Raw genomic sequence first — 26063 nt, 5'->3', positions numbered from 1 at the left:
AAAGAACCTATGAAGCAACGATTATCGAAACAATTACTGCAGAAGTATCAGCAGGGGATGTGCAGCGCCGAGGAAATGGCGTATGTCGAAAGTTGGTACAATCAGCTTAGCAAGACAAATAACGCAAAAGATATTCCGGAACTTGATCTGGCTGCCGAAGACCGGTATTTCCAACAACATATTTTTGGGCCCGAATTGCGGGCCAATCGCCATAGGAGAGCCTATCTGAAGGTCGCAGCCAGTATTGTATTCTTTTTGATGGCGGGCGCAGCGATGTACTTCTTTTCCGGACGCCAGCGATCCCCACAGCCGCTGCCTTTTAGTGTCGGTCAATTCCAGGCCGATCTGCTGATCGGAAATGAGGTGGTCAGCCTGGACGAAAAGAAGCCGTTCAGCCCGGCATGGATGGAACAACGCAAGGGGGATCAAGTGGCAATCAAGACCAAAAAGGGGCAAGAATTCAAGATGGAACTTCCCGATGGTACGACGGTGTGGTTAAATGCAGCCAGTAAGCTGGAAATCGGACCGGGATACAATGTAGAGGAACGGGCTGTATTCTTGGAGGGGGAAGCTTATTTTAAAGTGGCAAAAAATAAAGCGAAGCCCTTTATTGTGCATGTAGGCAAGACGAGCATTGAAGCCCTGGGGACTGCTTTCAATGTCAAGTTATACCCCAATGATAGTCAGCTCTTAACCACACAGCTTGACGAAGGAAAAATACGGGTCAGCAATGCCGGCCTGCAGGAGATTCTGCTCCCCGGACAGATCATCCAGCTGAATGTAATGAATGGGGACTTCCAGCTTCAGCAAGAAAACAAACAGCAGGATGCGGCCAACTGGAAAGACGGTTACTTTGAATTTGACCAGACACCGCTACCTGAGATTTTGGCTGATCTGGCCCGTTGGTACAATTTTACCTATAGCCTGTCTCCCGTCTATAAAAATAAAGTGCTTAGCGGAAAAATCAGCAAAAAAGAGTCCTTTGCCGAAGTGCTGAAGATATTGCGGTTCGCCGGCATAAATTATACAATCGACAAGGACAGACTCTTACTTGTTCCCTAACCAAAGACCAAACAAACGAATTTTCAATCTAAATACCCTATGAAACAGTCCGTAAAAACACTGCTATTTATGCTGATGCATGTCAATGGCTATGCCTTTAGCCAGCAGGGAGACAAACCATCCAACCATGTTCAATTTAAACAGCTCGTCAAAGCAATCGAACAGCGTAGCGATTATCGCTTTGTTTATGATCCCAATGAAATTAGCCCCGATCTCAATGTTGATGTCAATTTGAGCAATGCCAATATCCCTGAACTACTTAAACAGGCATTCTCGGCAAAAGGCATCCGCTATCAAATTGTCAAAAACACCATCGTGCTTCAGGGGAAAGCAGCTGGCAAAGCCCAGCAGGCTACGATCAGTGGTCGGGTCAGCAATGCTTCGGGTGTAACGCTTGAAGGGGTCAGTGTCCGTGTTAAAAACAAGGTCGTCAGTACGGTTACCGATGCCAGCGGTCGTTTTAGTTTAAATGGACTGCAGCAGGATGATATACTGCTCTTGAGTTATGTTGGCTACCGCAGCAAGGAAGTTAAGATCGCGGGCAACGGCATCATTGAAATAAGTCTCGAGATCGATCCTGGCAACCTGGATGAGGTGGTGGTGATCGGTTACGGCACATCTTCGAGACGCAAAAATACGGGTTCGGTATCCAGTGTGACCGGCAAGGAAATAGAGACACAACCGGTGCTGGATCCTTTGGCAGCATTGCAGGGCCGCGTGGCCGGACTCAATATAGCCTCCAATTCGGGGTTACCGGGCAGCTCTTTTCAGGTGCAACTGCGTGGTGTCAATTCGCTGAGCAATGGCAGTAGCCCCCTTTACATTATCGACGGTATTCCATTTTCGGACGAGAGCATGAATCAGTTTACCTCGGCCAATGGGAATCAAAGCCCGCTAAGCCTGATCAATCCAAAGGATATTGAACGGATCGATGTGCTTAAGGATGCCGATGCAACAGCCATTTATGGCTCCCGGGGGGGGAATGGAGTAATCCTGATCACAACGAAAAAGGGAAATAAAAGCGGACTTAAAATAGATTTTAATGCCAATATTGGCTCCGGTAAAGCCATCCGAAATCTCAAGATGCTCAATACGGAGCAATATTTGGAAATCCGTAAGGAGGGATTTAAAAACGATAATTGGACGGCGACGGCAGATAATGCGCCGGATCTACTGACCTGGGATCAGTCCGCTTACAGTGACTGGCAAAAAGAGTTTTACGGTGCATCTGCTCCTTTCTCAACGTATCAGCTGTCGTTTTCGGGTGGAAACGAATATACACAATACCTGGCCAGTGCCAATTTCAATCGCCAGGGGGATCCATTGCCCGGTAATCAAAATTATCAGCGTTGGGGGGCGCTGTTGAATCTGTCTACACAGTCCAAAGATCAGCGATTTAAACTCAATAGCAGTTTCAACCTCAACCTGGACCGTAACAATACGGTACCGACGGATATTGCACAGTTTTACAACCAGGCACCCAATTATCCCTTATACGATGAAAAGGGAGACTATTATTGGTTTCAGCAGAGCTTACAGAATCCAGCCGCCTATATGGAGCGGTCGAGTATATCAAAATCAAAATCCCTGCTGGCCAACTTTTCAGCCGAGTACGCGATCTTGCCCGAATTGGTTGCTAAAGTCAATGTAGGGTATAACCTCAAAAGCATGGACCAAACACGCCTGCTGCCCAATGCCGGATTTAATCCATTGACCAGTACAGGTTCAACCGCCTCTTACGGGAACTCGGACTATCAGTCCTATATCGTTGAGCCGCAATTGAATTACAGTAAAAACTTTGGGAAACATGAATTTAAGTTCCTTTTGGGCGGTACCTGGCAGCAGCGGGTCAGCGAAGGTAAATACTTGGATGGCAGCAGCTATCCAAGTGATTCCCAGTTAGCCAACATGGCTGCCGCAGGTGTCATTGCAATCCGCAACAATCAGTATGCGGATTACCGCTACCAGTCTGCATTTGCACGTATCAATTATGCCTATGCGGATAGGTACCTTGTGAATGTCAGCTACCGAAGGGATGGTTCGTCCCGCTTTGGACCCAACAATAAGTACGGTAATTTTGGGTCGATTGGTGCAGCCTGGGTATTCAGTAGCGAAGAATTTTTAAAAGATCAGTCTATCTTGAGCTTCGGAAAATTACGTGCCAGCTGGGGGGTGACGGGCAATGACCAGATCGGAGATTACCAGTACCTGGATACCTGGGGAACGGGCTTTGCCTACCAGGGCATCACCGGGCTGTATCCGACGCGGGTGTTTAATCCCAATTTTGGATGGGAAGAAATTAAAAAGAAAGAACTGGGCCTCGACCTTGGCTTTTTCAGGGACCGTATTTTCCTCACAGCCAATTATTACAACAATAGATCGGATAATCAGTTGATCAATATCGTGCTCGCGCCGCAGACGGGCTATAATTCCTATTTTGGGAATACCCCGGCACTGATCGAAAATAAGGGCTGGGAGATTGAGCTGAGCAGTGTTAATATCCAAAAAGAGAAGTTCAGCTGGAAAACCAATTTCAATATAACTTTTCCATCAAATACCCTGTTGGAATATCCTGGGCTTGAAAATACTAGTGATGCGAGGCGATACGTCATTGGCGAGTCCACACGTATCGTCCGTGGATTTCAGTTTACCGGAGTAGATCCGCAAACTGGGGTCGCTCAATTCCGGGATGTGGATGGCGATGGAAAGATCAGTGATTTCAATGACTATGTGACCTTGGGTTCACTGCTACCCAAGTATTATGGTGGTATCGGCAATAATCTAAGTTATGGCAGTGTGAGCCTTGGATTCCTATTTCAATTTGTTAAACAGGAGGGACCATCCATTGGGTATGGCCCGCAGGCAACGACCATTGGCGCATTGGGCAATCTGGATGAATATGTCTTGGACCGTTGGCAGCAGCCCGGAGATGTAACGGATGTGCCACGCGCTACGGCCAATAGCGCCAACGAAGCGAACCTGGCTTACCGCAATTACTACCGGTATTCATCGGCCGTATGGGACGACGCTTCTTTTATCCGCTTAAAAAATGTATCGCTCAGTTATGATATTTCCAAATGGACCCAGAAGATCAATATCAGCAGGGCGCTGGTACAATTTAATGCACAGAACCTCTTTACCTGGACAAGCTTCAGGGGTATGGATCCCGAGATGCCGGGTTTTGACCGCAGCTATCTCTCGGATGTCAATGTCTTTGGTTCGGTACGGAACAGCGCCACGCCATCGATGCGTACCTATACTTTTGCGGTTCAGCTCACTTTTTAATGATCATAAAACGACTAAAGACTTATCCCATGAATAAATATATCATCTACAGCCTTTTTGCGACAGCACTGATGAACATATCCTGCAATAAATTTCTGGCAGTGGACCCGCCCAAGACAGAAGTGGCGGCAGAATCGGCCTTCAGTGACGAAAAGACGGCCACAGCAACCGTGGGCGGACTCTATACCAGTATGAACAATTACAATAACCAGTTCGCTAGCGGGCTGATGACCATTGTGCTGTCCAGTCTGGCCGACGATTACAACTCAGCCTTTACAAGCTACGATGAGTACAAGTACAATAAACTAAGTCCGGCGACCTCTTATCTCGATCGGCTCTGGTCGCAACCTTATAGCTATATCAATCACAGCAATAAGATTATCGAAGGAGTGGAAGCTTCGGCGCTCAGCAGCACGGTAAAGGCACAGCTATCGGCTGAAGCCCGTTTTACGCGGGTGTTCAATTACTTTTACCTGAGCAACCTCTTCAACAAAGTACCCTTGATCACGGATACCAAAGATTTGGAGGCCAACAACCGAAAAGGTCCGGCCTCCCGGGAGGAGCTCTATGCGTTCATGGTAGATGATCTGAAGAAGGCTGCTGCCGATATTTCCGACGCCTATCAGGGCAATGAGCGTACCCGCCCCAATAGAAAAGCGGTTGACGCGCTATTGGCCCGGGTATATCTGTATCATGCAGACTGGGCCAATGCCGAAGAGATGGCTGACAAAGTCATCGCTGATAATCGGTATGAGCTGTCGCGTGATCTAAATACCGTTTTTTTGAAAACGAGCAAAGAGGCGATCTGGCAGCTGCAGACAGTTAATCTTTCTACTGCCGGGGTCAACACCTGGGAGGGTTTCAGCATCGTTCCGGCCGTAGCTACAGCACGGAGTTACTATCAGGTGTATGATACCACGGTAGCGGCCTATGAAGAGAATGACTTGCGTAAAGCCATGTGGTTAAAACCTTATGTTGTAAATAATAAGACGCTTTATATGCCCTATAAGTACAAGTTGCGTACAGGTGCACCTGTTACCGAATACAATACCGTGCTACGACTTGCCGAGCAGTATCTGATCCGTGCCGAAGCGCGGTTGAACCAAAATAAGTTGCAGGCGGCACTACAGGATATCAATCTGATCCGTGAGCGTGCAGGCCTTGTCGCGCTACCACAAACGATGGACAAGGCGGGCATCGCCCTAGCGCTTGAAAAAGAACGCCAGCTGGAACTGCTCGGTGAATGGGGCCACCGTTGGTTTGACCTGGTCCGCACAAACAGGGCCCTGCCTGTACTTTCAAAGGTCAAAATAGACTTTATTGAAAGCGACATCAAAATACCGATCGCCAGTGCTATTTTAATCACCAATGCTAACCTCCAACAGAATGATTAAGCTATTCAGATACGCATTGCTGCTTTGCTTGCTCCAGGCAAGCCTGCTGTTGCAGGCACAAGTCAGCATAACGCCGGAAAAAGCAGCGGCCGGTGATACCGTGACCATCAGCTTTGATCCGGGTAAATCTGCTGCGGCCCAGAGTGCGGGGCCATTTTTCGTGGATTTCAACTATTCAAATTTTTATGAATTTCCGAGCCGGCTGCCCATGCAGCAAGAAGGTGGACTGTGGCGTGTACGGTTTAAATTGCCCGCCTATGCCAACTTTTCCTGCTTTACGATCGCCGACAAAGACAAGAAATTTGTACAGCAGGCAAGCGATAGCAGTCAATATGAGATCTACGTCTATCAGCAGGGGAAACTGATCGCGGGTAATTACCTGGGAAAATCCTACAGCGTACCGGTCCAGGATAAAACCTCGGATCGTATCGTTGCTACACAGGAATATTACCTCAAAAAAGAGTTGGGTCTATATCCCGACAACTATGAGGCACAGCTCCGTCTGATTGCGCTACAGATGAAAACCGGTAGTCCGGCCCAGCAGGCGCGGCTGTTGAACAAGGGTTTGGCCGTGGTGGAACAGAGATTCAGAAGCAATCCACTCTTTGAAGGTAACCTCAACAAGGTGACCATGGGCTATCTGATACTTGGCCAAAACCAAAAAGTGGATTCGATCCGTCAGGTCGTGATCAACGAGTTTCCCAACAAGAAGATCGGGCTGTCTTATCGGCTCAATAAGTTGTTCCGCGAGCAGGACTCCAGCGCCGTGGTCGCAAAGATAGGGGAGCTTCTTTCGCTCAAAACGGCCGATAACGAGGCGGCCTATGGCAGCGCTTACGAATATCTTTTTACCTACTATGTGCGGCATGGCGACAGTGTACAGGCCCGGAAATATCTGCCGTTGATTACCCGTTGGGAACAAGATCCCTATAAATGGCGCACATACAATGAATATGTGCAGCTGCTATTGGATCATAAGCTGATGCTGCAGGAGGCGTCCAAACTCAATTTATATCTTCTTGATAGTGTTGCGGCCTATCCCGTGAGTCTAATACGTTATTTCCCGGAAACGGGTTATCTGGTGTCCCATGATCCGGCCAAGGCCGATAAGCTCAGGGCGATAAAAGCTGAAATTATGGCCAATCAGGGACTGATCACCGCGCAGTTAAATCAGCCCGAAGCTGCCCGAGAATGGTTTGCCAAAAGCATCCCTACACTTCAATCGGCTGCGCTACTGCGGGCCGTTGCCCTGCAGTATCAGCAGTGGAATGATCCAGACAGTGCTATTCCCCTGCTGGGGGCAGCCTATCGGCATGCTCCTTTTGACCTACAGATCCGGCAGCTTCTCGACGGCGCGCTCGTTAAAACAGGGATGGGCAATGCTGCCGAACGGCAAGCTTATTTTAGCAAACTTGACAAGCAATGGAAACAGGGGTATTACCAGGAGTTTGAGAAAATCATCGGCAATACGCCATTTCCAGAAGATATCAGCCTAGTTGATATGGACAAGAAACCATTGCTTAAGGCAGAACTCATGGACAAGATCGTGATCATTGATTTTTGGGCCACCTGGTGCAAGCCCTGCATTGCCTCTTTTCCTTATTTGCATCAGGTGTACAAAAAATATGCGGACGATCCGCAAGTGAAATTCGTTGTACTCAATTCGGGCAGTGGAAATAGCTGGGAGGACGCCTACAAATGGGCACAGGCCAATCCCCAATTTGACTTTCCATTTTATTACAACCAAGATAAAAAGCTCAGTAGCAAGCTGGATATCACGTCAATTCCGACAACCTTAATCCTGGACAAAAAAGGAAACATTCGTTTTCGAAAGGTGGGGTTTGAAGGTGAAAAGCTCTTACAAAGCCTCGATGCCATGATCGAATACCTGAAAGAATTGGAGCACTAAAATGTTGGATACGTCCATGTAGCTGTTCGCAAATGTGCTGTTTCATTGAGATAGTATTACGACAACATCAATGAAACAGCAATTGCGTATATCATATCGATCACAACCCCATAAATTTAAAAGGTTGTACTTTTTTTAGATGTTCATTACTCAATCCAGTATAGGTTTTGTTTTGTTCCACATCAAGTTTAAGGACCTGACCTTTTTCGCTCAGATCCAGATCTTTTAGATTGATCCAAAAGGTACCCGGTGTGGTTACTGTTTCAAAATAGTAAACCAAATCTTTATGATCTGCTACTGAACGCCAACGTGTCGTCGAGATATTGGGTTCTTCCTTGGAGGAAATTCCATAAGGAACAGAACAGTTGCGAATTACGCTAAACACACTTGCAACGGATTTCCTCACGTCATCGGTCTGTGGAATTGCATCAATATAAAAGGAGGCACGCACAAATCGGTCTGCCGCACGGTTGGTACCAGGCAACATGATGGTACCCGGAATTCCCCGCCAATAATTATTGAGCGCCAGCTGCAAACCATTTGAACTGGACGATCTATTACTTCTCGTGGATAAATTGAGCGAATCGTAAGCGTTCGTCTTAGGATGATCACATCAGCTGCATAAAAGCACTTTTTCTTTAAAAAGCTTTTATGTGTGCCTGGTCAGCGTGTACTTGCCGACTAGTTTTTCAGTATGCTATTAATTTTATCTGTGATATCGGTTAAATCAAAGGGTTTGGCGATAAAGCCATTTGCGCCTAAGTTTTCTGCTATTTCAGGTCCATCGACGCTTGCTGATAGCACAATGATAGGAGTTTCTTTGATTTCGGGTGTACTGCGGATAATTTTAATCAGCTGGTCACCAGAAATTATGGGCATCCACAGGTCCAGCAGCAAGAGGTCTGGCTTATGCGAAATTAATTGCTTTGTCAGGTGTGTACTATTTATTTCGCATATGACATTATATCCTTCTAGTTCTAAAAATAGCTCCAGCATTTCGAGTATCCCTCGGTCGTCATCACAGATCATTATCTTTTTAGGCTGCATATTTTTTTATTTGTTGATTAGAATGGGTAATGTAAAATTAAATGTGGATCCTTCTCCTGGCTCGCTTTCGACCCACAGTGTTCCTTTGTGGTGTAAGATAATCTCATGCGAAACATAGAGCCCGATGCCTAAACCCGGAAACTTTTTCTGTATATGGCTGACGCGAAAAAATCGTTCGAAAATTTTTAGTCTATCCTGATAGTTTATGCCCATACCATAATCACGTACGGAGATTTTAACAAAGTTGGCTACCCTGTGGATACTGACTTCAACTTTTTTCGACTCGGGTGAATATTTAATTGCATTCGATAGTAGATTGTTCAGCACTTGGATAATCTGTAGCTCGTCGCCCTCGACGATACTACCCGTATTTCCTGTAAGGTGGATGTCAGAATCAGGTACCGCCAATCGCATGCTTTCAACGGCATCTTGGATGGTCTTATCGATCTCAAAAGGCTCCATGTGCAGCTCAAGATTTCCAGATTGAATTTTAGACGTATCTAAGAGTTTTGCTATCAGTAAGTTCAAGCGATCGATATAAGCTGTGATTTTATCTAAAGTTGAGACATACTTCGGATCGGTATTTTCGGCACTCAATCGCTGCAAGATCTGGAAGAGACCTTTAATTGTTGTGAGCGGAGTCTTCAGTTCGTGGCTGGCGATCGACAGGAAATCATCTTTACGCCGATCCTGCTCCTTCTTTTCTGTAATATCTTCGATGGCGATTAGGATCCGGTCTTTGTACTGGCCCTCGAATTCAATACGATAAGCATTAAGCAGCATGACTTTTCGACCAATATGAGGAAAGATATGGTCTACCTCATAATCGATAACCGGGTTATTGGTGGGCAGTATCCGAGTGAGCATCTCTTTTAAGGAAGAAATATCCCACTGCTGATTACCGAGCTCAAATAATAGTTTTCCTACTGTTTCCTCTGTGGTGACTTTAAACGAGTTTAAAAAATGCCTATTGGCGCTCAGGACGATATAATTGGCATCGAGAACCAAGAGACTTTCTCGTACGGTTTCAATAATACTGGACAGAAAGCTTTCTTTATCTTGCAGTTCTTTGGTTCTTTGCTGTATTTTGAGCTCCACATGGGACTTCTCTTCCCGAAGATCATGCTCCGCTTTTTTTCGATCACTGATGTCATTTTGAACACCAATAAAATGAGTTACCTGACCTTCATCATTCTTCACTGGTGAAATAAAAAGTTCGTTCCAAAAAAGCGTTCCATCCTTACGATAATTTCGGATTTCAATCTTACATTCTTCGCCACGCTCAATAGCTTCTTTGATAATCTTACGTTCGGCTTGCGAACGGTCCTGAGCCTGTAAAAATCGGCAGTTGTGGCCAATAATTTCGTCGTGGGCATACCCACTGATGGTTTCGAAAGCTTTATTGCAATAAATGATGGGATTATCATACTGCAGATTGTCTGTAATTATAATACCCGAATAGGCAGAATTCAATGCTTTTAGATAAAGATCTAGATCATTGTTCTTGTTTTCAATACGTTGCTTTGAATTGTTTATGCCGGAAGCATTTTTTTTCATATATTTTAAACTCCCATATTAATTAAGGTGTCCCAATTTAGTCGATAATTTTGAAATTGAAGCGGATTTTGGCATGTCTAAATTCAAAACCCGTATAAATCCCTGCCGAAAATATAAGAAAATATAATCAGTGCAAATGATAGCAGGACACCTATTTTTGATCTGACTGAACCGATGTAACTGGAACGCAGAACTGCGCGCATTTATTGTCGCGGTTCAGCGCTGTATACTGACCTTGGGCACTTTTTAAGCTGTAGAAATCGCTTAAACTGCAAATATTTCCGTATCACTGCCTTATTGATGTCTATTGCCTTTATGGTAATACGAAATGTGTTTGTTGATCCCTTGCGCCGCATCATTTCTTTCGGGCGATACCATGACGGGTGCATATTGCAATGACACAATATCGATGCTGTCGATGTCGGGCATTTTAAGCGGGCGGTACCATGAAGGTGGGTTCGCTAAATTGCCCGTCTCTTTGCGATCTGTTTTTTCTGTTGATTCTTGTACAGAACCTTGTTTCCAGCTTCTGTATACAAGCAATGCTGCTCCAGCAATTGCCGTGATAATCAGTCCGATTTGTGCTTTCATACGTTCTTCTTTAAAAATTGAACCATATTCCTTTTAAAATAAACAATACGCTTATCAAAAAGTTCAATAAAAAACGAATCGACGACTTTTGGTCCCCTTTATTAGAACGAACACAATGATCGATAAAAAAATCTACTATTTTAGTATACATTATTTTATTTTAATGCTTACATTTGTTTTATCGTAGTTTCAATTGGCGTTGGCGACGATTTAATCACTATCTAAACAAAGTAAAAATGAAACAGCATTATCTAAACCACCTTTTCAAAGTAAGTAATCTATCTTTTCCAAAAGCTTATAGGGCGTTCTCTGCGCCTCGAATGTGTAGCTAGTAAAATTCTCCAACTCTTGATAATAAGGGCAATAATTCTAGTATTGCTCACTATCCTTTTGCTATAAACATGTTTATGGCCAGGACATCTATTTTTTAAACTAAACGATTCTACCTATGAATAAGAGAAGAATACTACACTATTCGGCGTACCTGTTATTGGCAGGCCTGGCAGAACAGCCATTGGTAACTTACGCACAGGAAACTCCAAAAACGATTATAAATGCATCCTTCCGGGGGCAGGTGATTGATGCCGAAAATGGCCAGCCTATTGAAGGTGCTACGGTCAAGCTTTATGGTGTTACGCATGCTGTGACCACAGACCGAAAGGGCAATTTTGCTTTTGTCACTGGACAAAAGCTACCTGCACGAGTCGTCGTCTCATCCGTCGGCTATAAAGAGCAAATCGCCCTTATTGAAGAGCCGGGGGATACTGTACGCTTGGTTCGCGAGGACCGTACGCTGGAAGAAGTCGTCGTTGTGGGCTATGGAACCCAAAAACGAAAAGACTTTACGGGTGCAGCATCAACGATCTCAGCAGAAGCAATCAAAGATATCCCCGTACAAAGTTTTGACCAGGCCCTGGCGGGTAAGGCCTCGGGCGTAAGTATATCTTTGCCGAATGGATTGCTCAATAATCCACCTGTTATACGGGTGCGGGGCCTGAATTCGATATCCCTCAGTTCGTATCCTTTGATCGTCATCGATGGTATTCCCGTCAATACGGGTAATATTGGCACATCTAATGTGGCCAATAATCCGCTCGCAGATATCAATCCCTCGGATATCGAATCGATAGATGTCTTGAAAGATGCGGCTTCTACTTCAATCTATGGTTCGAGGGCAGCAGGGGGTGTATTGATCGTAACAACCAAAAAAGGCAAACAAGGCCGCGCAAAAGTTACCTACGACGTCTGGGGTTCTGCCGTATCCGCGACACGTTTGCCTAAGCTGCTGAATGCCAGTCAGTATATCGATATCAAAAATGAAGCTGTATTGAACAACAAGATCTTGTCAGGAAACGCCAGTAACGATAAGGTGGCGAGTGCGCTTTTCTTCCCGCAGTATGATGCCGATGGTAAGCTGGTTGAAACGAATTGGTACGATCATGTCTATAACACCGGCTATAGCCACAACCATAGCCTCGCCGTAAGCGGAGCCAACGCAAATACACAGTATTATTTTTCGGGAAATTACTCGGACCAGGAAGGCTTTTTTGCAAAAAACAGCTTCGACCGCAAAGGCCTGCGGTTTAATATAGAGCATAAAGTTAACGATTGGTTTTCGCTTGGTAGCAACCTGACTTACAACAATACCTTCAACGACGCCAAAAATTCGGGTTCCTTGCCCAGCAGCCAGCTGCTGTTGATCGGTGGCGCTCGATTGGCGCTGGTATTGCCGCCAAATGTTTCAGCATATAAAGATGACGGCAGCTACAATTTAAGTAGCACGGGTTTATTAGGTCCCGGAGCCAACTTGTTTACGAACACACTTTACAATCCTGAAGCATTATTTGCCTACAGCAAATACACGACTGGCAACGATCATATCTTGGGAAACCTGCATGCCTCGCTCAATTTGTTGAAAAACTTAAAATTCACCACGACCTATGCGGTAGACCGTAACCTATCGACTACCAAAACGTATTTGAGTCCCAATTTAGGCTCATCGGGCTATACCAATGGTGGATCGGTCACCAATGTGAGCAGCCTGCGCAACAACTGGAATTTTACCAACAGCCTAAGCTATGATCAGGTGTTTGCCGAAAAGCATGCCCTGACGCTGTTAGTGGGCTACGATATCCAGAAATATGACAACGATAGCTGGAATGCATCGCAAAACAACGCCTCTGATCCGTTTTTTGAAAACTTTCAGGGCAATTGGACGACACTATCCGGGGCTGGCGGGAGTGTTACGGAGCGTTTCTATCGCTCCACCTTTGTCCGTGCTACCTACAACTACAATAAGCGTTATTTCCTGACGGCCAATTTTAGAAGGGATGGTAATTCGGCTTTGGGAGCAAACAGCAAGTATGGTGATTTTGGTGGCGTGTCGCTGGGCTGGTCTGTTTTTGAAGAAGATTTCTATAAGAATAGCAGCTTGGCAAACCTACTGGGCGACTTGCGTTTCCGGGGGAGCTGGGGTAAGGTCGGCAATGGAAATCTTTCGGCTTATGAATCACTCAATCTCTATAGCTCATCGCTCTATGGAACAGTGCCTACCTGGAGCATGTCGCAGGCGGGTGATCCGGATCTGGGCTGGGAGACTTCCGAACAGACTAATTTGGGGCTGAGCTTGGACTTAGCCCAAAAGCGCCTGCATGTGGATGTCGATTACTTTAGAAACAATGTGAATGGACTTATTCTGGATGTACCGCAGTCACCATCAAAAGGTATTCCAGGTAACAGTATTCTTAAAAATGTCGGCAGCATGTATAACCGCGGGATCGAATTTGCTATCAGTGGCGATATCGTCAAAAAAAGGGATTTTACCTGGAACTCATCGCTTAATTTTACGCATGTAAAGAATAAAGTCACATCGCTGTCTGCCGGCAATGCCGATATCATTGGCTATACGCACACCACCACTGAAGCCAACAACATTACACGTGTGGGGTACGCGGTGGGTAGCCTGTACGGTGCCGTCACCGATGGTGTAAATCCTGAAAATGGGCAGCGGATATTTATAAATAAAAATGGCGAGCGTGTGCAATATAGTGCTGCGGTAGCTTCAGGCCAGAGCAATTGGACCTATTTGGACGGCCGCGTTGCTAATCCGATCACGGTAGCCGACTATCAGGTCTTGGGGACGGCACTGCCAACTTATTACGGCGGCTTTAATAATTCATTCCGCTATAAAGCTTTTGATGCTGCGGTCAATTTCACCTTTGCAGGTGGTAATAAAGTCATGAACGGTACAAGAGGTACGCTATTGGATCAGCGTTTTTACAACAATTCGGTCGAAGTGCTCAATCGATGGACTACAGCAGGGCAGCAGACTGACATACCTCGACTGGTCTATAACGATGTGATTTCAAACGGTTCCGCTGGATTTTCCATCGATCAAAATGCCGAGAAAGCTGATTTCCTACGTTTGCAACAGTTAACGCTGGGCTATACATTCCGTGGTAATCTGTTTAATAAGATCGGTCTTTCCAGTATCCGGATCTATGGTCAGGCGTCGAATCTTTTCTTGATCACGGGGTATTCGGGTACAGATCCTGAGTCTTCTTCCAACGGAAATTCTAATACCTCCATCGGCGTGGAAAAGAACTCGATCGGACAGGGGCGTACCTGGACAGCTGGTTTAAATGTCTCATTCTAAAAATCTGAAAACATGAAAATTAATACGAAAAGAAATCTGTACTTAGTCAGCGCATTATTACTGGTATCTACCCTGAACTCCTGCAAAAGGGATGACGGATTGTTTCCTGTGCCGACTACCTCTATATCGGATAAAAACGTCTTTGATACGCCTGCTCGGATCGAGGGGGTCGTCAATGGCATTTATAAAAGCTTAAAATCGGCCAGTTTGTATGGCGGACGTTATCTCCTTTACCAGGATGTCCGCGGCGAGGATTTTATCAATGTGACGGCCAATAGCTATACAGCCTATGAAAGCTGGAACAATTCCTACAGTTCGGGATCCAATGATATCAACAACCTCTGGTCTGCGGCCTATACTACGATTAACGGCGCGAATATCCTGATTGCTGCCCTCAGTCCCGGGACTGAAGTCATCGGCACTGAACTTTCCAAAGCTTATATTGCAGAAGCAAAGTTCCTGCGTGCAGTATCTTATTTTAGCTTGGTGACGGTATTTGCGCAACCCTACAACAAAGATCAGGGGGCCTCGCCGGGACTACCTTTACGCCTGCAGGCCGAGGTGGACGGAAACAACAATGATCTGGCCCGCAGTACGGTTGCACAGGTGTACAAACAGATCTTGAGCGATCTCGATGAGGCTGAAAAGGATTTGCCAGAAAACTATTCAACCGCGCTGCTCAATACGACGCGGGCGCATAAAAATACAGCCCGGGCATTCAAAACCAGGGTTTACCTGACGATCAATAATTATGCAAAGGTACTGGAGGAAGCAAAAAAGATCGTCCCGCAGCAAATTGCACCATTTAAGGCGCAGCAAGGCGTTGCGAATGAGCTACAGACAGATATTACGACGATTTTTGGGGGCAATTATACCACGCCGGAATCTATTTTAAGTATGCCGGCGAGCACAACGGATGCACTTTCGGGGCAGTCTGCGATAGGCTATGTCTATCTGGTCAATAAAGAATATTATCTTAATCCAAATGGTATTCTAAACGACACGCAGTGGCGTCAGGCGGACAAACGGCGTAGCCTCCTTCAGGCAAATGGTGACAAACAGTACCTGAAAAAGTATGCTAAGGCTTCGCCTTACGTAGACTATATTCCGGTTATTCGCTATGCTGAGGTCTTGTTAAATTATGCAGAAGCTGCTGCGCAGGCTGAACAGCTAACGATCGCAGGCTCACTCTTAAAGGCTGTACACCAACGATCTGATGCGAGTTTTGAATTTCCTGGGCCCGCTCTGGCAAGCAAAACGGCCATCTTGGAAGCCATTGCCAAAGAACGACGAATAGAATTGCTCGGTGAGGGCTTGCGGGGATACGATTTGCTCCGTCAATTGAAAGAGCTACCTGCAAAAGGTGATGCGAATATACAGACACCTTTGGTACCTACAACAGCCCAGAACTATATTTTTCCAGCGCCTAATACCGAATTGGCGACCAATAAACTTTTTAACTAAACTAGTCAAACATGAATAAGACAAGTAAATTCCTTATTCCTTTACTGCTGGTCAGTGCAGGATCCTTACACGCACAACAACAGACCCTGTCACTCAAAGGAACGGTCAAGAATAGCGATGCTACTGTGGTGTATCTGCAACGTTTTGAAAATAAAATATTTACAGTGATTGATTCTGCTCAGGTGAAAAAGGGCTCCTTTGCTTTCCGAAAGCAACTTCCGTTGCCTGACCTGTATGGCATTTCTACAGAGCGGGATGTGGTTCCGAGCTATGTTTTTCTCGATGTAGGGGATAATAAAGTGACGATCGATGCAAAAGATGACAACAGACAGTCGGTATCATTATCTGGGTCGAAAAGCCAGGAACTCTTTGAAGAATATCGGGCGCAGCGCAAACCCGATATACGATCCTTCATCCAAAAATATCCGGATAATATCGTTTCAAGCTACCTTCTCTACAGGGAATGGTCCTATCGCTTGTCTCCGGAAGAACTGGAAGCGCATATCGCCCTGCTCTCCGGGCCTCAGCAGCAATCGCGTTATATACAGGATCTTCGCAAAATCATCGCCGTGACGCGGCAGGTAGCCGTAGGCAAGAAAGCCCCGGCCATTGTCGCCAATGACCCTGATGGCAACCCGCAGGCGCTCTACGATCATTTGGGGAAATATACATTGATTGATTTTTGGGCTTCATGGTGTCCTCCCTGCAGGAAGGAAAATCCCAATATTGTGGCTAATTATCAAAAATATAAATCCCAGGGCTTTGAAATTTATGCTATTTCACTGGACAAGAAGAAAGAAGCTTGGCTCAAAGGTATTGCCGACGATCACCTGACCTGGCAGCATGTCTCCGAATTAAAATACTGGAACAGCGAAATTGCCACTACTTATGCTGTTCGGGCAATTCCCGCCAATTTTTTGGTGGATGATAAGGGGACAATCATTGCCAAGAATGTCCGTGGCGAAGAACTGGGAAAGGTTTTGGACAGTTTGTTTAATCAAGGGAAAACCGAGATTGGCGGACTGAAAAAAGATTTTAAAGGGCAGAATCCGATTAGCTATGAATCGACCAAATCCCAAGCTATCGTCAAACAGGAACGCGGCACTTTCACAGTGGATCAACGGGTCTTTTTTAGCAATGATTACGATGGTGCCCGACTGAATGGACTCACAAAATCCAGTGAAGGCGTATACCACCTGCAGGTCGCGCCGGAACGCACGCCGATCAATCCTAGTCCCTGGTATGGTTTTCAGGTCTGGTCCAACCGCGATACGACGATAAAAATCCAGCTTGACTATCCTTCCGGCGTGCGTCATCGTTACGACCCGAAAGTGAGTATAGACGGAACGAACTGGAATAAGATCAACGGTGCTTCTTTTGACCTGCCGATCTCCAGTAAGAGAACATGGATCTCGGCACAGGCAAATATTCCGTCGAAAGCAGTATATAGCTGGATTGAACAGGTAAATCCTGCTGTTCAAATACAAAAACAGGAAGTGGGTAAAACGGCCCTTGGCAAACCAATTAATGTATATGTGGCGGGCAATCCGCAAAGTAAAAAGGCTATTGCGGTCCTCGGGAGACAGCATCCACCCGAAATTACAGGACATTATGCATATGCCAGCTTTGTCGAATACCTCTTGGGTAATAGCGACGATGCAAAGCGGTTTCGTGAGAAATATCGTATTTACCTGATCCCCATCGTTAATCCCGACGGAGTGGATCTAGGGCATTGGCGTGCCAATGCCAATGGCGTTGACCTCAACCGTGACTGGGCCGAATTTAACCAGCCTGAGACTGTGGCGCTGCGCGATTATTTTAAACGAGAAATCGAGCAGCAGGGCCGCGAGCTTTATTTTGCCATCGATTTTCATTCTACGGGAAGCGATATTTACTACACGGTGGATCCTGCCTTGCCAAGTCGGTTTCCTGGCTTTATTCCCACCTGGATAACCGCGGTCAAGGAAGCTATTCCAGGGTATGAACCACTGGTGAAGCCCCTGTATTTGGGTGGCTCGACCTTTACGGCTTATAGCTATTTGTATAAAACGTATAATACCGAAGCATTGGTCTATGAAATTGGCGACAATACCGACGCTGATTTTATACAGCGCAAAGCCCGTATTTCTGCACAAAAATTAATCGAAAAACTCAATGAAAGCTAGTGAATACAAAGGTTGGAAGTGCTACCTAATTTGTCTGCTGCTGGGGAGTATTTCTCCAGCTTTTGCCGGGGCACCGGCGACGGATAGTTTGATCGTGGCGAGTGATCTGGTTCGAATAAAAAATATCGTTGACCTGCAGGTGAAACCGGACGGAAGTGAACTGGCTTATGCCGTGCGCGGGATTGTTGCCGATACGACCAAGCATGGCGGTTTTCGTTATGAAACGCTCTGGTATGTAAACAGAACGGTATCGACAGCAAAGGCTGATCCGCTAAAGGTGGGCCAGCAATTTACACAAATCTTGTACGGCCCGGATGGACGCAGATGGGCTGTTGGCAAGGGAAGCAACAAACGTTCGCAGCTTTTTTTATTTCCATCAGACGGTCAAGAGCCTCAACAGCTAACCAAGCTCGAGCAGGGGCTGGGTACTGTACGATTCAGTCCGGACGGTTCAAAGGTACTTTTATCAACTAGCTTTACGCTTGGCGAGCTGGTAAAAAGTAAAGATTTCAATCCTGCTGGCTATGTGCCACCATGGTCGACGGAAAAACCGGCGGATAGCCATAATGCATCCTTATTAGCTGAACCTGCGCAAGAAGATCGTGACGGCGGCCTAGCAGAAATAATTGCCTATCTCAAACATGATGAACAGCAGGGTATCGCCAAAGTGACCAACAAATTGCAGTTTCAGACAGAAAATTCAACGACGGGCGAAATCCGCTTTACACATTGGTACATCTTGGATCTCGCAGCCAACACACAGCCTGTTCCTTTAACCCAAGGCTTTCGAAGCTATACAGGAGCGGAATTTTTAGGGAACAACAAGGTGCTTTTAAGCGTAGAGACCGAAAATGGCCTTCATCCGGACCGCGTAGCATCGACGGATCTGATCTTATTTGACCTGCCTAGTAAAAAAAGACAGGTAATTCTGGGGGATAGCATACATCGCTTTCAGGTGGCTGCGGTATCGGCATCAGGAAAATGGGTTGCCGTGAATCGAGGTCGGCAGAATTCATTGACAGTCGGTGAATTGTTTATCTATAATACCCAAAAGTGGAAAGGTAATAGCTTGGCTGTAGACCGTAGCCTAAGTAATATACAGTTTTCAGCAGATGAAAAATCAGTCTACTTTATTGCGTCGGATAGAGGCGGACGTACCATAAATCGCGCGGATATAAAAACCGGCAATATACGCACCTTGAGTTCGATGGAAGAGGGGATCGGTGACTATTGGGTAAATGGTCAGAAAGCTTTCTACACAAAAACTACTTTCGCAAATCCATCAGAGCTGTACCGTGCGGACGCCAATTTTAAAAATAGTGCTGTCATTAGTGAGATCAATTCAGGATGGCTATCGAAAAAAAATATTGGTATTGCACAAAAAAGCAGTTTTCGAAATGAAAAGGGGCTGGAGGTCGACTATTGGCTCTTGGAGCCTGCAAATTACCAGACGGACAAACGTTATCCGCTTCTGGTAGAGATTCATGGTGGACCAGCTTCCATGTTCGGTCCTGCGGATGCCAGTATGTGGCACGAGTACCAGTATTTTCGCGCGCGCGGCTATGCGGTATTGTTTTCGAATCCACGCGGTTCGAGTGGCTATGGGGAAAGTTTTTTAAAAGCTAATTTTAAAGACTGGGGACCTGGACCATCACGTGATGTCCTTAAGGCCGTGGATCTGTCGCTTGCGACCGGGATTGTCGACAGCTCGCAGCTGTTTATCACTGGCGGATCTTATGGTGCGTATCTAACCACCTGGATATTGGCGCATGAGCGTAGGTTCCGCGCTGCATCAAGTCAGCGTGGGGTGTATGATCTCTATGTATTTTTTGGTAGCGCCAATGTGTGGCCCATGTTGAAACGCTATTTTGATGGTTTTCCGTGGGAAAAGGGGATGCGGGATATCCTTTTGGCGCAATCGCCTACAACTTATGCCGAGAAGATAAAAACACCTTTACTTATTTTCCATGGGGAGCAGGACAATCGTACAGGCCCTGTGCAGAGTGATTTTTTATACAAGCAGCTCAAATATTTGGGACGTGATACAGAATATGTCAGACACCCGCACGCCGATCATGAGATCACACGCTCCGGAGATGTAGGCCAACGCCTCGATCAGCTGTTGCGCACTTATGAATTCTTTGAACGTTATCGGCACTGATTCTTATGCTTAACGATGATGATGGAGCATCCAAACTTTTATATTGAAGTCCAAAAGGCTTTAGCAGCGGTTGCTTAGTTTGGTTGATTGCCAAGTCTATTTTCTCGGCAATCAACCAAAATTCAATCCACGAGCTCCATAAACATATCCGCTAATTTTTTCGGCTCTGTGAGCATGGCATCGTGCCCCGTAGCGATCTCCCGATACTGCCAGTTGAGCTTGTGGTCGGCGCGTACTTTTTCACTCATCTCCTTCATGATGGGCAGTTGGGGATCCGTGCATGCGATATAGACCAAGAGTAATCCATTACCATATGGATTTTTTAAGTGCAGCCGCTGGGCGAATGTGCCAAAGGGTTGTGGACTGAGCCTATCCTTGACCCAGGCGACCATGCTGGGTGCTGTAACACCAAACAAAGTAACATCAAAAGGAGCAAAATTTTCTTTCCGCTGAATGTTTTTGAGCTGAACTTCTTGCACAGCCTTGGGTTGCAAAGAAATGGGACTCTGACCATCTTCAATAATCATAGCGTCCAGAAAAATCAATTTGTACAATCGTGACGGAATGCGATCGGCAACTCCGGCAATCACGGCACCGGCATAGCTGTGCCCCACCAGATACACATCATGCAAATCTTCCATCTCGATCAGGTTGACAATGTCCTGGATATGGGTGTCGATATCTATCGATGGATCGATCAGATGTTTACGCTCGCCAAGTCCGGTTAGCGTAGGGGCGTAGACTTTGTAATGCGCATCAGTTAGCCTCTGTCCGACGGCCTGCCAGCACCAGCCGCCATGCCAAGCGCCATGCACCAGCACATAGGTCGGACGACGATCTTGGTTTTGAGCGTAACCGGATAACATACTTCCTAATAGCAGGAGAAGCAGAAATAAAGTTCTCAGTTGTTTCATTTTTTTATAATTTTATACTGTTTTTTAATACCTGACAAAGGTATAGGCAAGCTTTTGTCCGCACAATAACTCATCCTGAAGTGAGTAGCTATAAATTGATATTTAGAATGGCAACACCCCGAAAAGAACAATCGACCAACACGGAGAATCTGCAGACGTTGGCACAGGCATGCGATGTGAACGAAGTATTGCTGCAAATATCATTGCGTTGGAAAATGCAGATTTTATATTGTATTGCAGAAGATGTATCGCAATTCAGCACATTAAAAAGAATGTTTCCAACACTTTCAGATCAGGTACTGAGCAAACGTTTAAAGGAGCTGAAAGAAGAAGCGCTTGTCGTTACCGAAGATATCGAAAACACCATACCTCCTCAGATTCGTTATAGCCCAACAGCAAAAGGTAAAGAACTGCTGAAGATTATCCTTGACCTACACCACTGGGGGCTAAAATGGAAAATCACTGGCAATGACTATTGCCAACTGAATGTGGTAAGCGGAAAGCTATAAGGATCACGCTTGTTAACCCTATTTATATCTCATGGAATCACTCTTTCGCGCATGGAAAACGAGCCGAATGGCTTACCTCAAATTCTTTGAAAACTATTCATTGGGACAGCTCAATCGCATTCCTGATGGCTTCAGCAACAACCTGATCTGGAATATCGGGCACGTCATTGCCACACAACATAAATTAATTTATATCGGATCTGAGGTAGAAGGACATATTCCCGAGGAAGTCTTTTTGAACTACCAGTCCGGAACAAGGCCTTCAGCAGCGGTATCGCAACAGGAAGCTGACTTGCTGAAAAGATTGCTCCTTGAGCAGATTGAACCGACCATCCGTGATTTTAACAACAAAAAGTTTGTGACCTATCAGGAACGGACAACCGGCACGGGGTTTCATCTCACTTCAATATACGATGCCTTCGAATGGAATAATTTTCATGAAGGGCTGCATCTAGGTTATATGATGAGCATCAGAAAGTTTATTGTGTAGCTATACGCATGGAATACTAAGGTACATCCTGCTTTAATTCATTAAGCAAGTATATTATCCCCTAATTCCAATGTGATGAGCAATGTTTATCTGAAAGATAGGCTCAACATGTTGCAATTGACCAAAGGCCTGCTTCAAGAGCGTCTTATTTGATCCCAAATATTACTCCTTTAGCGCTTTATATTTCTGTAATAATAAAAATACGAAAACGTTATAGTTAAATTACGAAAACGTTATAGTTAAATTACGAAAACGTTGTAGTTAAATTTTGTCTGCGCTGCTTTTTGAAAGTTTCTGGTACAATTCCGTACCCATCCACCTACTCATATTGATTTTTTATATTGAAAATCGTGTTATTGAGACAAAATAGCACTTTTTTGATACGATTGCGTCCTATTTTTCTAAGGGCTAATCTTCACTTTTACAGTTAAAATCCCTTAATACGAGGGAGCCAATTATAAAATTTCTAAATCACTTAAAGTGAATATTTCTTTATGAGAAACAATTGTAAGCTAAAACAAAATCGCTTTTATCGCTTTGGAGCTGGCAAATGGATACCCTGTTCCTGCTTGCTCTGTCTAGTCTCACTGGCTGCTCCTGCAACGGCCTTAAAAGCCAATGTGCCCTCGGACTCCATCGTCAGCCTGGAGGTACAAAACCGCGAAATTACGGGTAAGATATCGGATAGCAATGGCCAGCCGCTGGCCGGAGTGACGGTCAATGTACCCGGCAGCAACATTAGTGCCGCGTCAAAAGCTGATGGTACCTATGCCATTTCGGTACCCCTGGATACAAAAAAACTGGTATTCAAGCTGCTGGGCTACAAGAGCCAGGAAATTGACCTGACGCCGTCCAAAGTCTACAATGTGCAGTTGACTTCCGCTACCGGTGAGCTGGACGAAGTGGTCGTAGTGGGCTATGGTACCATGCGCAAAAAGGACCTGACGGGCTCGGTATTGCAGATCCATCCGGATCGCATTGCCAATGAAAACCCCAAAACCGTACAGGATATCCTCCGTGGTTCGGCAGGGATGAATATCGGTTATGATGCCTCCGCAAAAGGCGGTGGCTCCATTGAGGTGCGTGGTAAGCGTTCGGTTTACGATAGTAACAGCGGGCACAATAATCCGCTGCTGGTACTTGACGGGATGATTTTCTATGGTGAGCTTTCTGAAATCAACCCGGATGATATCGAGCAGATCGACATCTTAAAAGATGCCTCTGCGGCGGCCATCTACGGGTCCAAGGCTGCTAGTGGTGTCATTATCATCAGCACCAAAAAGGGCAAACAGGGGAAGCCGACCATCAATATGACCATGAATGCGGGTGCTACCCAACTGAGCGAATACCGCAAAAGATTCAGTCCGGAAGCGTATATGCAGCATCGGGAAGACTGGTATACCAAGAATACCTACGGCATCGATCCGACGACGGGGATCTTTGGGGCCTATCAAACGCGTGACGACAACGGAAACCTCACCGTGCCCTATGGCTTTTACCTTAATCCCGGCCAATTGCCCGCATCTTTAACGCTCGATGCCTGGCGCGCGCAGTCGACCAATCAGACTGGTGAATCTGACCAGAGTATCTGGGGCCGCCGATTGGGCCTGCAGGGAAATGCACTGCAGAACTTTCTGGACGGAAAAACGGTAGATTGGGCTGACCATACTTTTCGTACGGGGTTCAACCAGGATTATAATGCCAGCGTCAGTGGTGCCAGCGATAGAGTCAACTATTACCTATCCATGGGGTACCTCAAAAATGAGGGTACGGTCGTCAGCGATACATACAAGGCTGTCCGCGCCAACATGAAAATCAACGCGCATGTAACCAACTGGCTGGAATTGGGCGCCAATGTGAATTTTCAGGATCGCTCCGATGGAAACATCGATATCGATATGGATCAGACACTGCGCAACAGCCCTTACGCCGATTATGCCGATGCCAACGGCAATCCCCTGCAATATCCACTCAGCGAGCAGTTCAGCCAGCGCGGTTATAACTATGATTTTCAGAAGAAATATCTCGAGCTGGACAAAGGATATACGGTATTTAATTCCATTTTCAATGCGAAAATTAAACTGCCTTTTAACATAACCTATTCCTTCAACGCGTCGCCGCGGCTGCAGTATTTCCACGACCGCTATTTTATGTCGGCCGAGCTGCCCGGATCTAACCCCGCCGATCGTGGGGCAAACCGCGAGCAGACCAAACGCTTTGACTGGTCGCTCAACAATACCATCAGCTGGGAGCAGACCTTTGCGGACAAGCATCGCCTGATGCTGACTTTGGTGCAGGAAGCGGAGGAGCAGCAATCCTGGAAAGACCGCATTGAGGCCCGTAATATCTTACCTTCGGATGCACTGGGCTTTCACAATACCGAAAATGGCTCGAAGGAAAACAGCAGCTTCAATAGCTACGACACGCACCAGACAGCAGATGCCTTACTGGCCCGTTTATTCTATTCTTACGACGACCGCTATATGCTTACGGCTTCCATCCGGCGGGATGGCTACTCGGCCTTTGGGACCTCCAATCCGTATGCGACCTTTCCTTCCTTGGCCCTGGCCTGGAACTTTACCAAAGAGAAATTCTTCAAATGGACCGATGTGATGGATTATGGAAAATTGCGTGTTTCCTACGGTAAAAATGGTAATCGACAGCTTGCTGATCCCAACCTGGCACTTGCCAACCTGTATTCAGGCAACGGCAAAATGCATGGTTACCTCAACTCGGCCGGTGAACTCCTCCAGTATCGGTACCTGATGGTAGACCGCCTGGCCAATCCCAATCTGCAATGGGAAAAGACCACCGCATGGAATTTTGGCCTCGACTTCGGCTTCTTGAAGAACCGGATTTCGGGTACGCTGGAGTACTACCTGATGCAGACCCACGATATGATCATGGAACAGAAGCTGCCCAATTTTACAGGATTTAGCCGCATCACCACCAACTTGGGGCAAGTGGACAACAAGGGGATTGAACTGACCTTAAATACGGTAAACCTCCAAAAGGAGCAGCTGCAATGGTCCAGCACCTTCAGTTTCTCGTACAATAAGAACCAGATTGTGCATCTGTATAAGAACTACGAAGACGTGCTGGATGCCAATGGAAACGTGGTCGGCAGCAAGGAAATGGACGAGATTTCGAATGGCTGGTTTATCGGTCAGCCCATCGGCACGATATGGGACTATCGTGTGACGGGCATATGGCAGGCCAATGAAGCTGCCGACGCAGCCAAATATGGGCAAGCACCCGGCGACCCCAAAGTAGCCAATGTGTATATGGCAGATGATGCGGTCAATGCCAACGGTACAAAACCGGTGTACAACAATAACGACAAGGTCTTTTTGGGACAGACCGATCCGCGTTTCCGCTGGTCGATGCGTAATGAGCTGACTTTATGGAAAGACCTTAGCTTTTCGTTTAATATCTATTCGTATATGGGGCACAAAAGCCTGTCGGGCAATTACCTGAACAACGATGATGATGGCGGACGGATGGCTTATGGACTGGCCAACCTGCCAGCGAAAGAATACTGGACCCCTGATAATCCCACAGATCGCTATGGCCGTATTGAGGCCAAAGGACCCATCGGGGCCGAGGGAGCACAGCGGCTTTATGACCGTTCATTCATCCGCCTCGACAATATTTCCGTAGGCTATACGCTGCCAACGGCATTTACATCCAAATATCACTTGAACCGGGTGAAGCTGTATGGCACTGTCCGCAATGTGGCCACCTGGACCAAAGAATGGGAGTATGGTGATCCGGAGACGTTCCATCCCAGTAATAACCCGAACGGATGGGCTTCGCGGGTCTTTACCTTCGGTGTGAATTTATCTTTATAACCTGATTAA

Annotated in this window: 15 protein-coding genes and 1 pseudogene; 11 read left to right on the top strand and 5 right to left on the bottom strand. The window is 46.2% G+C overall.

The features are described from left to right. Positions 1-9 precede the first annotated feature (9 nt). Genes ABFX33_RS17565 through ABFX33_RS17550 form a run of 4 tightly spaced genes read left to right on the top strand, consistent with a single transcriptional unit; the run spans position 10 to position 7650 of the window. On the top strand, positions 10-1062 hold the full coding sequence (locus tag ABFX33_RS17565; RefSeq protein ID WP_346087114.1) for a FecR family protein: 1053 nt from the start codon (positions 10-12) through the stop codon (positions 1060-1062). A gap of 39 nt (positions 1063-1101) precedes the next feature. After that, positions 1102-4347, top strand: a complete 3246-nt coding sequence (locus ABFX33_RS17560) for a TonB-dependent receptor (protein WP_346087113.1) — start codon at positions 1102-1104, stop codon at positions 4345-4347. Positions 4348-4376: 29 nt separating this feature from the next. Continuing rightward, positions 4377-5741 carry a RagB/SusD family nutrient uptake outer membrane protein gene (locus ABFX33_RS17555; protein WP_346087112.1) on the top strand — a complete coding sequence of 455 codons (1365 nt, stop codon included), beginning with the start codon at positions 4377-4379 and terminating at the stop codon, positions 5739-5741. Further along, a complete protein-coding gene (locus ABFX33_RS17550) occupies positions 5734-7650 on the top strand; it encodes a TlpA family protein disulfide reductase (protein ID WP_346087110.1) in 1917 nt (638 codons plus the stop codon). The genes ABFX33_RS17555 and ABFX33_RS17550 overlap by 8 nt, the downstream gene beginning before the upstream one ends. Before the next feature lie 100 nt (positions 7651-7750). Here ABFX33_RS17550 and ABFX33_RS17545 read toward each other — a convergent pair. The 4 genes and pseudogenes from ABFX33_RS17545 to ABFX33_RS17530 form a co-directional block, all read right to left on the bottom strand. Next, a pseudogene (locus ABFX33_RS17545) lies at positions 7751-8206 on the bottom strand (linear amide C-N hydrolase); the annotation flags it as partial. A 125-nt stretch (positions 8207-8331) separates the two neighbouring features. Further along, positions 8332-8697 carry a response regulator gene (locus tag ABFX33_RS17540; RefSeq protein ID WP_346087108.1) on the bottom strand — a complete coding sequence of 122 codons (366 nt, stop codon included), beginning with the start codon at positions 8695-8697 and terminating at the stop codon, positions 8332-8334. A 6-nt stretch (positions 8698-8703) separates the two neighbouring features. Further along, positions 8704-10254 carry a PAS domain-containing sensor histidine kinase gene (locus tag ABFX33_RS17535; protein ID WP_346087106.1) on the bottom strand — a complete coding sequence of 517 codons (1551 nt, stop codon included), beginning with the start codon at positions 10252-10254 and terminating at the stop codon, positions 8704-8706. 294 nt (positions 10255-10548) lie between these two features. Then, positions 10549-10845 (bottom strand): hypothetical protein, encoded by a 297-nt coding sequence (locus ABFX33_RS17530; protein WP_346087104.1) that lies wholly within the window; start codon positions 10843-10845, stop codon positions 10549-10551. A gap of 448 nt (positions 10846-11293) precedes the next feature. On the opposite strand from ABFX33_RS17530, the gene ABFX33_RS17525 reads away from it, so the two are divergent. Genes ABFX33_RS17525 through ABFX33_RS17510 form a run of 4 tightly spaced genes read left to right on the top strand, consistent with a single transcriptional unit; the run spans position 11294 to position 20290 of the window. Beyond that, entirely contained in the window at positions 11294-14500 is a 3207-nt protein-coding gene (locus ABFX33_RS17525) for a SusC/RagA family TonB-linked outer membrane protein (RefSeq protein ID WP_346087102.1), read from the top strand. A 12-nt stretch (positions 14501-14512) separates the two neighbouring features. Continuing rightward, on the top strand, positions 14513-15964 hold the full coding sequence (locus ABFX33_RS17520) for a RagB/SusD family nutrient uptake outer membrane protein (protein ID WP_346087100.1): 1452 nt from the start codon (positions 14513-14515) through the stop codon (positions 15962-15964). Between the two features lie 11 nt (positions 15965-15975). Then, positions 15976-18129, top strand: coding sequence for a M14 family zinc carboxypeptidase (locus tag ABFX33_RS17515; RefSeq protein WP_346087099.1), 2154 nt, complete (start codon positions 15976-15978; stop codon positions 18127-18129). Beyond that, the gene (locus ABFX33_RS17510; RefSeq protein WP_346087098.1) at positions 18119-20290 is read left to right on the top strand and encodes a S9 family peptidase; all 2172 of its coding nucleotides are present in this window, start codon (positions 18119-18121) and stop codon (positions 20288-20290) included. The genes ABFX33_RS17515 and ABFX33_RS17510 overlap by 11 nt, the downstream gene beginning before the upstream one ends. A gap of 122 nt (positions 20291-20412) precedes the next feature. Here ABFX33_RS17510 and ABFX33_RS17505 read toward each other — a convergent pair whose 3' ends face one another. Further along, on the bottom strand, positions 20413-21204 hold the full coding sequence (locus tag ABFX33_RS17505) for an alpha/beta hydrolase (RefSeq protein ID WP_346087097.1): 792 nt from the start codon (positions 21202-21204) through the stop codon (positions 20413-20415). Positions 21205-21311: 107 nt separating this feature from the next. Here ABFX33_RS17505 and ABFX33_RS17500 point away from each other — a divergent pair, with 107 nt between their 5' ends. From ABFX33_RS17500 to ABFX33_RS17490, 3 genes are all read left to right on the top strand, one after another. After that, a complete protein-coding gene (locus ABFX33_RS17500) occupies positions 21312-21713 on the top strand; it encodes a winged helix-turn-helix transcriptional regulator (protein WP_346087095.1) in 402 nt (133 codons plus the stop codon). Between the two features lie 31 nt (positions 21714-21744). Continuing rightward, positions 21745-22203 carry a DinB family protein gene (locus tag ABFX33_RS17495; RefSeq protein WP_257091235.1) on the top strand — a complete coding sequence of 153 codons (459 nt, stop codon included), beginning with the start codon at positions 21745-21747 and terminating at the stop codon, positions 22201-22203. Between the two features lie 494 nt (positions 22204-22697). Next, the gene (locus ABFX33_RS17490) at positions 22698-26054 is read left to right on the top strand and encodes a SusC/RagA family TonB-linked outer membrane protein (protein ID WP_346087092.1); all 3357 of its coding nucleotides are present in this window, start codon (positions 22698-22700) and stop codon (positions 26052-26054) included. Positions 26055-26063 lie beyond the last annotated feature (9 nt).

Origin of the sequence: Sphingobacterium ginsenosidimutans, from assembly GCF_039536865.1 — a bacterium.
GTDB lineage: Bacteria > Bacteroidota > Bacteroidia > Sphingobacteriales > Sphingobacteriaceae > Sphingobacterium > Sphingobacterium detergens.
Note: the sequence above shows the minus strand (reverse complement) of the source record. Positions and strands in the feature narration are given on the sequence as shown.

Coding starts and splice junctions, on each gene's coding strand:
- ABFX33_RS17565 (WP_346087114.1), top strand. CDS start 10: ATGAAGCAACGATTATCGAAACAATTACTGCAGAAGTATCAGCAGGGG.
- ABFX33_RS17560 (WP_346087113.1), top strand. CDS start 1,102: ATGAAACAGTCCGTAAAAACACTGCTATTTATGCTGATGCATGTCAAT.
- ABFX33_RS17555 (WP_346087112.1), top strand. CDS start 4,377: ATGAATAAATATATCATCTACAGCCTTTTTGCGACAGCACTGATGAAC.
- ABFX33_RS17550 (WP_346087110.1), top strand. CDS start 5,734: ATGATTAAGCTATTCAGATACGCATTGCTGCTTTGCTTGCTCCAGGCA.
- ABFX33_RS17540 (WP_346087108.1), bottom strand. CDS start 8,697: ATGCAGCCTAAAAAGATAATGATCTGTGATGACGACCGAGGGATACTC.
- ABFX33_RS17535 (WP_346087106.1), bottom strand. CDS start 10,254: ATGAAAAAAAATGCTTCCGGCATAAACAATTCAAAGCAACGTATTGAA.
- ABFX33_RS17530 (WP_346087104.1), bottom strand. CDS start 10,845: ATGAAAGCACAAATCGGACTGATTATCACGGCAATTGCTGGAGCAGCA.
- ABFX33_RS17525 (WP_346087102.1), top strand. CDS start 11,294: ATGAATAAGAGAAGAATACTACACTATTCGGCGTACCTGTTATTGGCA.
- ABFX33_RS17520 (WP_346087100.1), top strand. CDS start 14,513: ATGAAAATTAATACGAAAAGAAATCTGTACTTAGTCAGCGCATTATTA.
- ABFX33_RS17515 (WP_346087099.1), top strand. CDS start 15,976: ATGAATAAGACAAGTAAATTCCTTATTCCTTTACTGCTGGTCAGTGCA.
- ABFX33_RS17510 (WP_346087098.1), top strand. CDS start 18,119: ATGAAAGCTAGTGAATACAAAGGTTGGAAGTGCTACCTAATTTGTCTG.
- ABFX33_RS17505 (WP_346087097.1), bottom strand. CDS start 21,204: ATGAAACAACTGAGAACTTTATTTCTGCTTCTCCTGCTATTAGGAAGT.
- ABFX33_RS17500 (WP_346087095.1), top strand. CDS start 21,312: ATGGCAACACCCCGAAAAGAACAATCGACCAACACGGAGAATCTGCAG.
- ABFX33_RS17495 (WP_257091235.1), top strand. CDS start 21,745: ATGGAATCACTCTTTCGCGCATGGAAAACGAGCCGAATGGCTTACCTC.
- ABFX33_RS17490 (WP_346087092.1), top strand. CDS start 22,698: ATGAGAAACAATTGTAAGCTAAAACAAAATCGCTTTTATCGCTTTGGA.